Source organism: Bradyrhizobium sp. UFLA05-112 (assembly GCF_053572325.1).
In genome coordinates, this window is sequence record NZ_JBANBK010000087.1 from 20,656 (window position 1) to 34,571 (window position 13,916).

The 13,916-nt window shown below is 64.2% G+C and carries 14 protein-coding genes; 13 read left to right on the forward strand and 1 reads right to left on the reverse strand.

Going from position 1 to position 13,916, the window contains the following annotated elements:
• Positions 1 to 4 precede the first annotated feature (4 nt).
• The 11 genes from argS (at position 5) to surE (ending at position 10,789) form a co-directional block, all read left to right on the forward strand.
• The gene (gene argS / locus SO180_RS34570; protein WP_449383295.1) at positions 5 to 1,792 is read left to right on the forward strand and encodes an arginine--tRNA ligase; all 1,788 of its coding nucleotides are present in this window, start codon (positions 5 to 7) and stop codon (positions 1,790 to 1,792) included.
• Positions 1,793 to 1,941: 149 nt separating this feature from the next.
• The gene (locus SO180_RS34575; protein WP_449383296.1) at positions 1,942 to 3,426 is read left to right on the forward strand and encodes an SPOR domain-containing protein; all 1,485 of its coding nucleotides are present in this window, start codon (positions 1,942 to 1,944) and stop codon (positions 3,424 to 3,426) included.
• Positions 3,427 to 3,478: 52 nt separating this feature from the next.
• Positions 3,479 to 4,507 carry a beta-N-acetylhexosaminidase gene (nagZ, locus tag SO180_RS34580; RefSeq protein ID WP_449383297.1) on the forward strand — a complete coding sequence of 343 codons (1,029 nt, stop codon included), beginning with the start codon at positions 3,479 to 3,481 and terminating at the stop codon, positions 4,505 to 4,507.
• Positions 4,504 to 5,343, forward strand: coding sequence for a segregation and condensation protein A (locus SO180_RS34585; protein ID WP_449383298.1), 840 nt, complete (start codon positions 4,504 to 4,506; stop codon positions 5,341 to 5,343). The genes nagZ and SO180_RS34585 overlap by 4 nt, the downstream gene beginning before the upstream one ends.
• Before the next feature lie 18 nt (positions 5,344 to 5,361).
• A complete protein-coding gene (gene scpB / locus SO180_RS34590; protein ID WP_449383299.1) occupies positions 5,362 to 6,105 on the forward strand; it encodes an SMC-Scp complex subunit ScpB in 744 nt (247 codons plus the stop codon).
• A 166-nt stretch (positions 6,106 to 6,271) separates the two neighbouring features.
• Positions 6,272 to 6,505: a twin-arginine translocase TatA/TatE family subunit gene (locus tag SO180_RS34595; RefSeq protein ID WP_449383300.1), complete on the forward strand. Its 234-nt coding sequence runs from the start codon at positions 6,272 to 6,274 to the stop codon at positions 6,503 to 6,505.
• 83 nt (positions 6,506 to 6,588) lie between these two features.
• Positions 6,589 to 7,128 carry a Sec-independent protein translocase protein TatB gene (gene tatB / locus SO180_RS34600; RefSeq protein WP_449383301.1) on the forward strand — a complete coding sequence of 180 codons (540 nt, stop codon included), beginning with the start codon at positions 6,589 to 6,591 and terminating at the stop codon, positions 7,126 to 7,128.
• A complete protein-coding gene (gene tatC / locus SO180_RS34605; RefSeq protein WP_449383302.1) occupies positions 7,125 to 7,931 on the forward strand; it encodes a twin-arginine translocase subunit TatC in 807 nt (268 codons plus the stop codon). Before tatB ends, tatC begins: the two co-directional genes overlap by 4 nt.
• 203 nt (positions 7,932 to 8,134) lie before the next feature.
• Positions 8,135 to 9,421, forward strand: coding sequence for a serine--tRNA ligase (gene serS / locus SO180_RS34610; protein WP_449383303.1), 1,287 nt, complete (start codon positions 8,135 to 8,137; stop codon positions 9,419 to 9,421).
• Between the two features lie 99 nt (positions 9,422 to 9,520).
• The gene (locus SO180_RS34615; RefSeq protein ID WP_449383304.1) at positions 9,521 to 9,892 is read left to right on the forward strand and encodes a hypothetical protein; all 372 of its coding nucleotides are present in this window, start codon (positions 9,521 to 9,523) and stop codon (positions 9,890 to 9,892) included.
• Positions 9,893 to 10,021: 129 nt separating this feature from the next.
• Positions 10,022 to 10,789, forward strand: coding sequence for a 5'/3'-nucleotidase SurE (gene surE / locus SO180_RS34620; protein WP_449383305.1), 768 nt, complete (start codon positions 10,022 to 10,024; stop codon positions 10,787 to 10,789).
• Between the two features lie 179 nt (positions 10,790 to 10,968).
• Here surE and SO180_RS34625 read toward each other — a convergent pair whose 3' ends face one another.
• Positions 10,969 to 11,340, reverse strand: coding sequence for a response regulator (locus SO180_RS34625; protein WP_284269276.1), 372 nt, complete (start codon positions 11,338 to 11,340; stop codon positions 10,969 to 10,971).
• Between the two features lie 253 nt (positions 11,341 to 11,593).
• On the opposite strand from SO180_RS34625, the gene SO180_RS34630 reads away from it, so the two are divergent.
• On the forward strand, positions 11,594 to 12,244 hold the full coding sequence (locus tag SO180_RS34630; RefSeq protein WP_449383306.1) for a protein-L-isoaspartate(D-aspartate) O-methyltransferase: 651 nt from the start codon (positions 11,594 to 11,596) through the stop codon (positions 12,242 to 12,244).
• 109 nt (positions 12,245 to 12,353) lie between these two features.
• Entirely contained in the window at positions 12,354 to 13,754 is a 1,401-nt protein-coding gene (locus tag SO180_RS34635; protein ID WP_449383307.1) for a peptidoglycan DD-metalloendopeptidase family protein, read from the forward strand.
• Positions 13,755 to 13,916 lie beyond the last annotated feature (162 nt).

Genomic DNA, 13,916 nt, shown 5'->3' on the forward strand with positions numbered 1-13,916 from the left:
GGCCATGGCCGACACTCCCCCGCTGCATCTCTTCGCCGACGTGCTCACGCGCGTGCACGCCGCCTGCCGAGCGCTCGCGGCGGAAGCCAACTGGCCGGAAGGCGTCGATTTCTCGCGTGTGGTGGTCGAGCCGCCGCGCGATCCGTCGCATGGCGACATGGCGACCAATGCCGCGATGGTGCTGGCGAAAGAGGCCAAGGCGAAGCCGCGCGATCTCGCCGAGCAGATCGCCGAGCGTCTGCGTGCGGATGCGTTGATCGCCAAGGTCGATGTGGCCGGACCAGGTTTCATCAACCTGACGCTCAGGCCGTCCGCCTGGGCCGAAGCGCTGCGCACATTGCTGCGCGAGGGGGCCAGCTACGGCCGCCTGAGCGGGCGCGGGAAGGTCAATGTCGAATACGTCTCGGCAAACCCGACCGGGCCGATGCATGTCGGCCATTGCCGCGGCGCCGTGTTCGGCGATGCGCTGGCAAGCCTGCTCGATTTCGCCGGCCACGACGTCACCCGCGAATACTATATCAACGACGCCGGCGCCCAGGTCGACGTGCTCGCACGCTCGGCGTTCCTCAGGTACCGCGAGGCGCTCGGCGAGGACATCGGCCCGATCCCCGAGGGCCTCTATCCCGGCGACTATCTCAAGCCGGTCGGCGCGGCGCTGGCGAAGGAGCACGGCGACAAGCTGCGTTCGCTGAATGAAGCCCAATGGCTTCCGACGGTGCGCGCAAGGTCGATCGCGATGATGATGGACGAGATCAAGGGTGATCTTGCCGCACTCAACATCCGCCACGACGTGTTCTTTTCCGAGCGCTCGCTGATCGAGGGCGGTAACAACAAGGTTGCCGCGACCATCGATTTCCTGCGGGCGAAAGGCGATGTCTACGAGGGCCGCCTGCCGCCGCCGAAGGGCGCGCCGGTCGAGGACTGGGAAGACCGCGAGCAGCTTCTGTTCAAGGCAACGGCTTACGGCGATGATGTCGATCGTCCGCTGATGAAGTCGGACGGCTCCTACACTTATTTCGCGTCCGACATCGCCTACCACAAGAACAAGTTCGATCGCGGCTTTGCCGACATGATCGACGTGTGGGGCGCCGATCACGGCGGCTATATCAAGCGCATGCAGGCGGCGGTGAAGGCGGTCACGGCCACCAAGGCCGCGCTCGACGTCAAGATCGTCCAGCTCGTAAAGCTTCTGCGCAACGGCGAACCGGTCAAGATGTCCAAGCGCGCCGGTGACTTCGTCACCTTGCGTGAGGTCGTGGATGAAGTCGGTCGGGACGCCGTGCGCTTCATGATGCTCTACCGCAAGAACGATGCAGTGCTCGATTTCGACCTCGCCAAGGTCATCGAGCAGTCGCGCGACAACCCCGTGTTCTACGTCCAGTACGGCCACGCCCGCGGCCATTCGATCTTCCGCAACGCAAGGGCGGAGGTATTTCCAGACCTGCCGGAGACGACCGACGTCCGAATCGCGTGGCTGCTCGACTCCGCGCTGGAACGGCTGTCGGACCCGGTGGAGCTCGACTTATTGCGCCGACTCGCAATTTTTCCGCGGACCGTGGAAGCTGCCGCCACGGCCCATGAGCCGCACCGAATTGCCTTTTATCTCTATGATTTAGCCAGCGAGTTTCACGCGCTTTGGACGAAGGGGCGCGATCTGCCCTATTTACGCTTCATTATCAATAATGATGCACAGCTTACAAAGGCGCGATTGGCAATGGTCCAGGGCGTCGTCTCGGTCCTGGCATCGGGCCTCGCCATTCTCGGCGTCCATGCCCCGGACGAGATGCGGTAGTTTGGGGCGAACTACTTCAGGGAATATGAGGGGCTAACCGGCAGAAGCCGGCTCGCTTGCGTAGTGCGACTTGGTTGAATGCCTTGTGGGTGGAGGCCGCTGTTCGGGTCGAGAACTGGCGGCTTTCCCGGAGGGGACGCATCATCACGATGGCCGATCGACGATATCAGGACAGACCGTATCCTTCCGATGACTATGGTCGCGGCGGCGACCAGCATGGCGGGGCGGAAAACGATCCCTTGGCCGAACTCGCCCGGTTGATTGGCCAGACCGATCCATTCGGTTCGCAGGGCCGGCCCGCCGCGAGGCCGCCAGCTCCGCCGGCGCCCGCGCAATATCAGCCGCCTGCGCAAAGCTATGCGCCCGACAGCTACGAAGATCATTATCACGAGCCGCCACCGCCGCCCGGTCCGCCATCCTGGATGCGGCGTGCCAACGTTCAGCCCCAGCCGGTTGCGCCCGAGCAGCCGAGCTACGCGCCGGCGGTGAACCCGGTGCATCCGATGCAGCGTTTCTCGCCACAGCCGCCTGCGCCTGAGCCGGACTACCAGGAGTCCCAGGCCTATCCGGAGCACGACGATCCGATCGATCCGTCGCGCTATGACGATGCGCTTTATGGCCAGCTCGAGGCGAGTCTGCAGGATTTCCAGCGCGATCCGTCCTATCCAAACGATCCTTACGCCTATCAGAGCGAATATCCCGAGGATGAGCTCGAGGATGAGGTTCCGCAGAAGAAGCGCGGCGGGTTGATCACCGTTGCGGCCATCCTTGCGCTGGCCGTGGTCGGAACCGGTGGCGCCTTCGCCTACAAGACCTACCTGGGATCGCCCCGCAGCGGCGAGCCGCCGATCATCAAGGCGGACAACACACCGACCAAGGTCGTGCCGGCGCCCGCCGACGGTTCCGCCAAGGTGCCGGATCGCATGGTCACCGGTGATGGCGGCGAAAAGATCGTGCCGCGCGAGGAAGCGCCGATCGACGTCAACGCCAGGTCCGGCGGCCCGCGCGTCGTCTTCCCGCCGCTCAATCCGAACGCCAATCCTCCGCCGGTTGCGAGTGTCTCACCATCAACCGTGCCGCCGCCAGCCGTCGCGCCCAATAACGGCACGATGCCCAACAGCGAGCCGCGTAAGATCAAGACGCTTTCGGTGAAGGGCGATCAGACCGACAGCACGTCCGCGCCGGCTGCGGCTGCAGCCAAGCCGGCCGGGGCTCCAAAGGCAGCAGCCGTGCCGGCCGCGCCACACAATCCGCCGACCTCGGCCAATGCCAGCGCCAACCAGCCGATGTCGCTGGCACCGCAGGGCGGTACGCCGGACCCGTCCGCGCCGCCGACCCGGCTGGCTGCGACCAATCCGACGCAGATCGCTCCGGCCGCGGCTGAGGGCGGCGCCAGCTACATGGTCTCGATATCGTCCCAGGACACCGAATCCGCGGCGCGGGATTCCTTCCGCGTGCTCCAGGGTAAGTTCCCGTCGGCTCTGGGATCCCGTTCGCCCGTGATCAAGCGGGTGGATCTGGCCGACAACAAAGTGAAGTACCGCGCCATGGTCGGTCCGTACCGGACCCGTCAGGAAGCCGTTCAGTTCTGCACCGAGCTGAAGACCGCCGGCGGTCAGTGCTTTATCCCGTAGTATTATCGGCCGTTTCCTTGACCCCCTAGCGGGGTACGGTTAATCGGCGACTATGAGCACGCGGGCCTTCATTACCGGCGTATCCGGAACGGAATTGACCGCCGCTGAGCGGGATTTTATCCGTGCCGAACGTCCGTGGGGTTTCATCCTCTTCAAGAGGAATATCGAGGCCCCGGCGCAAGTCGCTACGTTGGTTCAGGAATTGCGCGGCGTCGCGGGCTCTCCGGATGCTCCCGTCCTGATCGACCAGGAGGGTGGACGGGTGCAGCGGCTGGGACCGCCGCATTGGCCGGTCTATCCCTCCGGCGCTTTGTTCGGAACGCTTTACGACATTGATTCGGCACTTGGGCTGACGGCCGCGCGTCTCAGCGCCCGGCTGATCGCGGCGGATCTTGCCGATCTCGGTGTCACCGTGGACTGCCTGCCGCTTGCCGACGTGCCGGTCGCGGGCGCCGACGCCGTGATCGGCAACCGGGCCTATGGAACCGAACCGGCCAAGGTCGCCGCGATCGCCCGCGCGGTCACGGACGGGCTTGAGCAGGGCGGCGTGCTGCCGGTGCTGAAGCACATCCCCGGTCATGGCCGGGCGACGGCTGATACGCATTTCCGGCTGCCGACGGTGGACACGCCGAGGGATGAGCTGGAGCAAACCGATTTTGCCGCGTTCAAGCCATTGGCAGACCTACCGATGGCGATGACCGCACATGTTGTGTTTAGCGCGTTCGACCCCGCCCATCCGGCGACGACATCTGCGACAATGGTTCAGCAGGTGATTCGTAGCGTGATCGGGTTCCACGGTTTGTTAATGAGTGATGACGTGTCGATGAATGCATTGGCGGGCACCATTACCGAGCGAACGCGTTCGATTTTTGCAGCCGGCTGCGACATGGTCCTGCATTGCAACGGGAATATCGAGGAAATGCACGAGGTCGCCGGCCAAACGCCCGAATTGTCGGGCAAGGCGCTGGAGCGCGCGAACAGGGCGCTGGCCGCCCGCAAGGCTCCGCAGCCGTTCGACCGTACGGCTGCAAGGGCTGAACTCGACGCATTGATCGCACAGGCGAACGCGGCATCCGCATGACGGCAGAAATCCTATCGTTTGAAACCGGGCGGCCCGCCGAGCTCGCCGAGGGCGAACCGGCGCTGGTCGTTGATGTCGAGGGCTATGAGGGCCCGCTCGATCTGCTGCTCGCGCTGGCGCGACAGCAGAAGGTCGACCTCGCCAAGATCTCGATCTTGGCGCTCGCCGATCAATATCTCCACTTCATCGAGGCCGCGCGAAAGATCCGGCTCGAGCTTGCGGCCGACTACCTCGTGATGGCGGCATGGCTGGCCTTCCTGAAATCCCGTCTCTTGCTGCCGGAACCGCCGACGGCGGAAGGTCCGAGCGCAGAGGAAATGGCCACCGCGCTCGCCAATCGCCTGCGCCGGCTCGAGGCCATCCGCGAAGCGGCGAACCGGCTGATGAACAGGCAGCAATTGCTGCGCGACATTTTTCCGCGCGGTGAGCCCGAACAGATCGCCGAGGTCAAGCATCCGAAATACACCGCGACGCTGTACGACCTGCTCACGGCCTACGCCACGCAGCGGCAGTCGCGTGTGCTGGCGAGCGTGCATCTCGCGAAGCGCACGGTCTGGTCGCTCGCCGAAGCGCGCGCCTCGTTGGAGCGGCTGGTCGGGGGGCTTACTGAATCGGACGATTGGGGTCGTCTCGACGATTTCCTGATCCGTTACGTCGCCGATCCGTCGCAGCGTGCGACGGTGTTCGCCTCGAGCTTTGCCGCCGCGCTCGAACTGGTGAGGGAAGGCCAGCTGGAACTGAACCAGAAAGAGGCGTTCGCGCCGCTCTATTTCCGAAAGGGGCGGCATCAACCGGTACCAGGCGCGCCTCCCGCGCCTGAAGCACCGGTCGGTTAGTTGAAAGGAGAAGCTGCCATGGCCTTGGCGGAAGTTCGGGTAGAAGAGGTCGAGCCGATGGACAACGAATCCCAGGCGCGCCCCGAAGAATTGCGGCTTCTCGAAGCGCTACTGTTTGCGTCCAGCGAGCCGCTGGATACCGCGACCCTTGCCAAGCGCATGCCTGATGGCGTCGACGTGAAGGCTGCGCTCGCGCAGTTGCAGGCCGAATATGCGACGCGCGGCGTAAATCTCGTGCGCGTTGCCAACAAATGGACCTTCCGCACCGCCGGCGATCTTGCCTGGCTGATGACGCGCGAAAGCACCGAGACCCGCCGCCTGTCCCGTGCGGCGATCGAGGTGCTTGCGATCATCGCCTACCATCAACCGGTAACCCGCGCCGAGATCGAAGAGATCCGCGGCGTCGTGACCTCGAAGGGCACGCTTGACGTGCTGCTCGAGACCGGCTGGATCAAGCCGCGCGGTCGGCGCAAGACGCCGGGCCGTCCGCTGACTTTCGGAACCACCGAGGATTTCCTGTCGCAATTCACGCTGGAACAACTCGGCGATTTGCCGGGCCTGGAGGAGCTGAAGGGCACGGGTCTTCTGGATTCGCGTCTGCCGACCGGTTTCAGCGTGCCGACCCCGTCGGACGACCCGACGCTGCGTGAGGACGAGGATCCGCTCGAGGCCGGCGAGGATCTGGACCTTGCGCTGGCCCCGGCGCCAGAGCCGGAACCGGAGACGCCGGAAGGCGGTGGCGAGGGTAGCGACGAGGGCTGACGGCCCGTCGTTCTACGGACTGCAGCGACCAGTTAACACTAGCCAGATTACGTAGCGCCAACAGCGAATTGGCGCTGCCTTGGTCCTTGTTTTTGACACCTGCGAAGCCTAGGTTTCGGTGAAGATCGGCCGGGTCCCCGGCCATGCGTGTTTGGAGGGTTGCAGGATGGGTTCGCTTAGCATTTGGCACTGGATCTTGGTGATCGCAGTGGTCCTGCTGCTGTTCGGCCGCGGCAAGATTTCGGATCTGATGGGCGACGTGGCGCAGGGCATCAAGGCCTTCAAGAAAGGCATGCAGGACGACGACAAGGTTGCCGACAAGCCCGACGCCGCCAAGTCCATCGAGCACAACGCCGCGCCGACTGCGGCACGGTCCGACGTCGGCAGCAAGGCCGTCTGAGCCAAAGATCGGCAGACGTGGGCGGTCCCGATCCCGTGCGTCGAGGATTGGGCCAATCGCGGCTTGCCTGAACGGAAGACTTCATGTTCGACATCGGGTGGAGTGAACTGGTCCTCATCGCGGTCGTTGCGCTGGTTGCCATCGGCCCGAAGGAGCTCCCCGGTGTGCTGCGCATGGTCGGCCAATGGATGGGCAAGGCCCGCAAGATGGCTGCCGAATTCCAGGGCCAGTTTCAGGAGGCCATGCGCGAGGCCGAAATGGCCGACCTCAAGAAGAGCTTCGACGAGGTCAAGGAAGCAGCCTCCAGCTTCACCGGCAACAATTTGATGACCTCGCTCACGAAGGACGTCAACGAGGCGCTGCGCATCGAGGATATCGATAAACCCGCGGCCACGCCCGCGATCGAGCCACCGGCGGCGTCAAGTGACGCGCCGGCGACTTCAACCGAAGCGCTGGTGATGCCGACGACACCGGAAGCCCCGACGCCCGCGACCTTTGTGGAAGCGGAGGCACATGCGGAGGCAAGTGAGCCACTCGCGATCACCCGCGAGGTCGAGGCGGCACACACTGTAGTTCAGGACACCGCGCTACCTGAAGCGATCAAGGACGCCAAAGCGTCATGACCGACGCCGACATCGAGGCCAGCAAGGCGCCGTTGATGGACCATTTGATCGAGCTACGCTCGCGGCTGATCAAGGCGCTGCTCGGCTTTGGCATCGCGTTCATCTTCTGCTTCTTCTTCGCCAAGCAGATCTACAACGTGCTGGTCTGGCCGTTCGTGTGGGTCGCGGGGCCGGAGAATTCGAAGTTCATCTACACGGCGCTGCTGGAATATTTCATCACCCAGCTCAAGCTTGCGCTGTTCGGCGCCGGCTTCATCTCGTTCCCGATCGTCGCCACGCAGATCTACAAATTCGTGGCGCCCGGGCTTTACAAGCATGAGAAGCAGGCTTTCCTGCCCTATCTGGTCGCGACCCCGTTCTTCTTCGTGCTGGGCGCGATGCTGGTCTATTTCGTCGTGTTGCCGATGCTGATCCGCTTCTCGCTCGGCATGCAGCAGGCCGGCAGTGACGAGACCGCACAGATTCAGCTCCTGCCCAAGGTCGGCGAATATCTGTCGCTGATGATGTCGCTGATCTTCGCCTTCGGCATCGCCTTCCAGCTCCCGGTGATCCTGACGCTGCTCGGCCGCATCGGCATCATCACGTCGAAGATGCTGCGCGAGAAGCGCCGCTATTTCATCGTCATCGCCTTCATCATCGCAGCCGTCCTGACCCCGCCTGACGTATTGAGCCAGTGCTCGCTCGCCATACCTTTGCTGGCGCTCTATGAGGGTTCGATCATCTCGGTATCGATGGTGGAGAAGAAGGCCGCGGCTTCGCAGGCTTCGAGCGGGGCTTCGTCCTCGGCCAACCCGGCGGAATAGGGCGCCGTATCCTTGGCTGTCAACTCCCCGCGAAAGCGGGGAATCCAGTACGCCGCGACCTCTCCGTACCCTCGCACTGTCTCTGGAATACTGGATCGCCCGCTTTCGCTTTCGCGGGCGATGACGCCTGTGGTAGTGGGAGGCACGGTGCAAACGGCCAACATGAGCGTTGACGGTTTGCACGCTGCCCCAGGACCACAGCCATGCACGACATCAAGACGATCCGCGACAATCCGCAAGCTTTCGACGCCGGTCTCGCCCGGCGTGGGTTGAAGCCGATGTCGACGTCGCTCCTGGCGATCGACGAGAAGCGACGGGCGGCGATCCTGGCCTCCGAGCAGGCCCAGGCGCGGCGCAACGCGGCCTCCAAGGAGATCGGCGAGGCCAAGAAGGCGAAGGACGAGACGCGCGCGGCCAGGCTGATGGCCGAGGTCGCCGAGCTCAAGACGACGATGCCGGAGCTCGAGGCGGCCGCGAAGGCCGCAGATGAGGAGCTGGCAAAAGAGCTGTCGGCGATCCCCAATCTGCCGCTTGCCGAGGTGCCTGACGGTGTCGACGAGCACGGCAACGTGCAGCACCACGTGTTCGGCAACAAGCGCAACTATGCGTTCACGCCAAAGCTGCATGACGATCTCGGCACCGCGCTCGGCTATATGGATTTCGAGGCGGCGGCAAAGCTTTCCGGCGCGCGCTTCGTCGTGCTGAAAAAGGGGCTCGCGAGGCTTGAGCGGGCGATCGGGCAGTTCATGATCGACCTGCACACCAACGAGCATGGCTACACCGAGATCAACCCGCCGCTCCTGGTGCGCGAACAGACGGCCTACGGGACGGGTAATCTCCCCAAATCTGCCGACGACATGTTTTGTACGCGGGAAGGGTTGTGGTTGATTCCCACCGCGGAAATGCCGCTCACCAATCTCGTTCGCGAATCCATCGTGGACGAGAAGGAGCTGCCAATGCGCCTGACGGCGCTGACGCCGTGTTTCCGGGCGGAAGCAGGGGCGGCGGGGCGCGATACGCGCGGCATGATCCGCCAGCACCAGTTCATCAAGGTGGAGTTGGTGTCGATCACGACGCCAGAGGCCAGCAAGGACGAGCATGAGCGCATGCTCGCCTGTGCCGAGGAGGTGCTGCGGCGGCTCGACCTGCATTACCGGGTGATGACTCTGTGCGCCGGCGACATGGGATTTGCGGCACAGAAAACCTACGACATCGAGGTCTGGATGCCGGGCCAGGGCGAGGGCGGCATGTTTCGCGAGATTTCGAGCTGCTCGGTCTGCGGCGATTTCCAGGCGCGGCGCATGGACGCGCGTTCGCGCGGGCCGGACGGCAAGCCGCGCTTCGTCCATACGCTCAATGGCTCCGGCACCGCGGTTGGCCGTGCGCTGATCGCCGTGATGGAGACCTATCAGCAGGAGGACGGCTCGATTGCCGTGCCGGACGTGCTGCAACCCTACATGGGCGGGCTGAAGGTGGTCGCGCGCGAGTAGGGCGGCATTATTGCCCGCCGGTAACGCGGAAACGTTTGGTTGCGAAGATTGGGCGGCCGGTTATCCTGACGGCCGTCCGACTTCTCCGGCGACCGTTTCATGGCCCTGCACCGCGACATCTTCTGGATCGGCCGACAATGGGCCGTGACCGGCTTCGGCATACAGGCTGTCGACCAGCGGCTGCGCGGCGCGCTCGACATTGAGATCGCGCGGCTTTGGGATGACGATTTCGTGCAAAGCCGGCGCGCCAAGCCCGGGCTCAATCTCGAGGATTTTGACAAGGCACTGACGCTGGCGCGCACGCGCTATCCGCAGGCGCCGGCTCCAGCGCCGGCGAAAGCGGCAATTGAGCTGCCGCCTGCGCCGGCCCCCGCCGCGCTACCGCCAAAACCTGTCCCTCCGGTCGTGCTCGCCTTGCGAGCGGAAGGCCGGCTGGCGCGCTTCCTGCCGCAATGGCGCATCCGCCGCTAGGCGAGAGGTTCGCCGACTGCCGTTGGTAAGTTCCAAATCGCCCGGAAACTCCCGCGGTTCGCCGGTTTGCCTGATCGGCCGTAGACGGATAAGACCTCCTCAGACGTATCCAAGGACTCGATCTGACGCATGCGCATTCTCTGCACCAATGACGATGGCATCCACGCGCCCGGCCTCAAGGTCGTGGAGGAGATCGCTCGCGCCCTGTCCGACGATGTCTGGGTCGTCGCGCCTGAGCTCGACCAGTCCGGCGTCTCACATTCGCTGTCGCTGAACGATCCTTTGCGCCTGCGCGAAGTCGGGCCGCGGCACTTCGCGGTGAGGGGCACGCCGACGGACTGCGTCATCATGGGCGCGCGTCATATCCTGGGCGCGACGCTGCCAGACGTCGTGCTGTCCGGCGTCAACAAGGGTCGCAACGTCGCCGAGGACGTCGTCTATTCCGGCACCATCGCGGGCGCGCTGGAAGGCACCATCCTGGGCCTGCCATCGTTCGCGCTGTCGCAGGAATTCAGCGCCGAGACGCGCGAGCGTCCGCCGTGGGACACCGCGCGCAAGTTCGGACCCGACATCCTGCGCAAGGTGCTCAAGGCCGGCGTGCCCAGGAATACCGTGATCAACGTCAATTTTCCGTCGTGCGCGCCGGAAGAGGTTCTCGGCATCCGCGTGACGCGGCAGGGCAAGCGCAATCTCGGCTTCCTCAGGATCGACGAGCGCCGCGACGGCCGCGGCAATCCCTACTTCTGGATCGGTTTCGAGCGTGCCGCGATGATGGACCTGCCGGAGGACGGCACCGATCTCGCCGCGCTGCGCGAGCGCTACATCTCGGTGACGCCGCTGAAGCTCGATCGCACCGATGAGGCTTTCTCGCAGGCGCTCGGCGAAACGCTGAAATAAGGACGCGTTCGCCGACGCACTGGCCTGATGCTTTCGCGACCGTCCAGCAGAATCTCGAAAACAACCCCATGCAAAGTAGCGGGGGCTATCGGGTGACGATTTCGTATTTTACGAAAATGGATTGACGCGTCGGGCAAATCACCGGCATAATTCCATCATCGCAGCGGATGGGAGCGGCGTTAACCGCCGCGCAGCGCGGACTCGATGGTCTTGCCGAGTGCGTCGAGCTGAAAAGGTTTTTGCAGCGCCGGCCGGTCGCGATACTGCTCGGGCAGGCCGGACGAGCCGTAGCCGGTGGCGAAGATGAAGGGCCGACCCTTGGCCTTGATGACGTCGGCGACCGGCGAGATCACCTTGCCGTTGACGTTGACGTCGAGGATGGCGAAATCGAATTCAGTCGACTGCGCAAGCCGCATCGCCTCGGCAATGTCGCCGGCCTCGGCCGCAACCTTGTAGCCAAGCTCTTCGAGCATGTCTGCGACCATCATCCTGATCATGACCTCGTCCTCGACAAGGAAAACAGAACCGCCCGAAGGCCGTGTCGCAGTCATTCCGTGAGTCCTTGCCCTTCCCATCAAACGTTCGCAGATAAAACCATGCGACGCAACGAGCGTTTGGACGAACCCCGGCCCGGAAATGGCAGCATAACCAATTCCGCGTAAAGCAGATTATGTGGTCAGATGCAGCGAGAGAAGTTTATCATGGGTTCCTGAGCCGGAACAAGAATCCCGCGGCTGCGACGAAGGTCGCACTAACGCTGCAGGTTCGGTCCGGCCGAGATGAAAACGCGACGAAACATTAGCAATGACCTCCAATCAGCATCCGCCGGAAAAAATGATGTTTCAGCTCACGCTGCGACGTCGCGGCATCAGTGACCAGGCAGTGCTGCGTACCATGGAGGAGGTGCCGCGCGATCTGTTCGTCGAGGCGGCCGACCGGGAGGATGCCTACCGCGACAGCGCGCTGCCGATCGCCTGCGGGCAGACCATCAGCCAGCCCTTTGTCGTTGCCTACATGACCGAGCAGCTTCAGTTGCAGAAGCAGAATCGCGTGCTGGAGATCGGCACCGGCTCCGGCTACCAGGCCGCAGTGCTGTCACGGCTTGCCCGGCATGTCCTGACGGTCGAGCGCTATCGCAAACTCGCCGATACGGCGCGCGCCCGGCTGGAGAAGCTCGCCTGCCACAATGTAGAGGTGATGCTGGGCGATGGTCTCGATCTGCCCGCCAATATCGGCCCCTTCGACCGCATCATCGTCACCGCCGCGATGGAACAGATCCCGGACAATCTGATCGCGCGGCTGGAGGTCGGGGGCATCCTGATCGCGCCGGTCGGCCCCCTTCAGGGGGTGCAGACCCTGATCCGCCTGACCCGCACCGAGACCGGAGTCGAGCGCAGGGAACTCGTCGATGTCCGCTTCGTCCCGGCGCTGCCTGGTGTGGCCCGCGAGCTGTAGAATTCCGGATCGGCTGTGCTGCCAACACCTTATTGGGAGGGTTAAGCGGTTATTTACTCGGCGCGTGTTTACTTAAAAGACCAGTTCAGTTGCGTACGAGTGAGTAACCATGTCCGCTCTTGCCGAGTTGCTTTACTCGCGCCGGGTGCCGCAGGTCGCGGTACTGGCGCTGATCTCGTTCGGTTTCGCCGGATGCAGCGCCGATATGTCGTCGCGGCTTTCGCAATCCAACTTCTCCAACCCCTTTGCTTCCCAGGACTCCACGGGAACAGTGCAGCAGGCGCCGCCGCAGCAGCGTGAGCTGCCGCAATATTCACGGCCGCAGACACAACCCGGCTATTATCAATCCCAGCCGTTGCCGCCGCCGGCCGTCGCCGCGCCGCAATCCTATCCCACCGCAGGCGGTGGGGGGGTAGCCGGAGGCGGGCGTGGCATGGGGTCCTATGCGCCACCGGTACAGCCGCATCTTGAAGCCACCGGCACCGTGCCGCCGCGCTCGGTTGCCGCGGCCCGTCCCGCGGGTGCGACCAAGATCATCGTCGGCACCAGCGACACGCTCGACGTGCTCGCCAAGCGCTATCACGTTACTCCGCAGGCGATCCTCGCCGCCAACGGCTACAAGGGCCCGCGCACGCTCTCGCCCGGCCAACAGATCGTCATTCCGCATCCCACGGCTAACGCCGCAGCGCCTGCGCCCGCTATGGCGCCGGTTGCCGCAGCGCCAGTCGCGGCGCCCGCAGCCAAGCCGATTGTGGCCGTCAGCGCGCCGGCCGGCACTCACTTCGTCAATCGTGGCGACACACTCGCCAGCATCGCGCGCAAGAACCACATTCCGGTGGCTGAGCTCGCGCGCGCCAATGGTCTCGATCCGTCCGCCAAGCTCAAGCTCGGCACCAAGCTGACCGTGCCGGGCGGCAAGACTGCGGCCGTTGCCGCGCCGGTTGCCCCCGTTGCGGTGGCTGCCGCGCCCGTCGCCGTCGTCCAGCAGCCTGCCGCGGTCGCAACCGTGCCTGCCACCAAGGTCGCGGCCGCCGCACCGGTGCAGAGCGCGCGGCTGGCGCAAGCCACCGCCAACGTCGAAGAGAAGTCCGCCGAGACGCCGGCAAAAGCCGCGGACGCCACAGGCGCGCTGCCGACCTTCCGCTGGCCGGTGCGCGGCAAGGTGATCACGAGCTACGGCGCCAAGACCAACGGCAAGTCGAATGACGGCATCAATCTCGCGGTACCCGAAGGCACGCCGGTCAAGGCGGCCGAAGACGGCGTCGTTGCCTATTCCGGCAACGAGCTGAAAGGTTACGGCAATTTGGTCCTGGTTCGGCACTCCAACGGCTACGTCACCGCATATGCCCATGCGAGTGAGCTGCTGGTGAAGCGCGGCGATACCATCAAGCGCGGCCAGGTCATTGCCAAGTCGGGGCAATCCGGTGAGGTGGCGTCGCCGCAGCTCCACTTCGAGATCCGCAAGGGATCGAACCCGGTTGACCCGCTTCAATTCCTCAATGGGGCGTGAGGCCTACTTGGCCTCCGCAGGGACGGTGTCGTCGCCCGGCTTGACCGGGCGACGCAGTACGCCGCAGCGGTTGTGCTGAACTCGATGTCTCTGGAATACTTGTATGGGCTTGGTCAAGGATGAGTGGTTGTTAGATCATTTCAGATCATCTCCTTGTTCGAA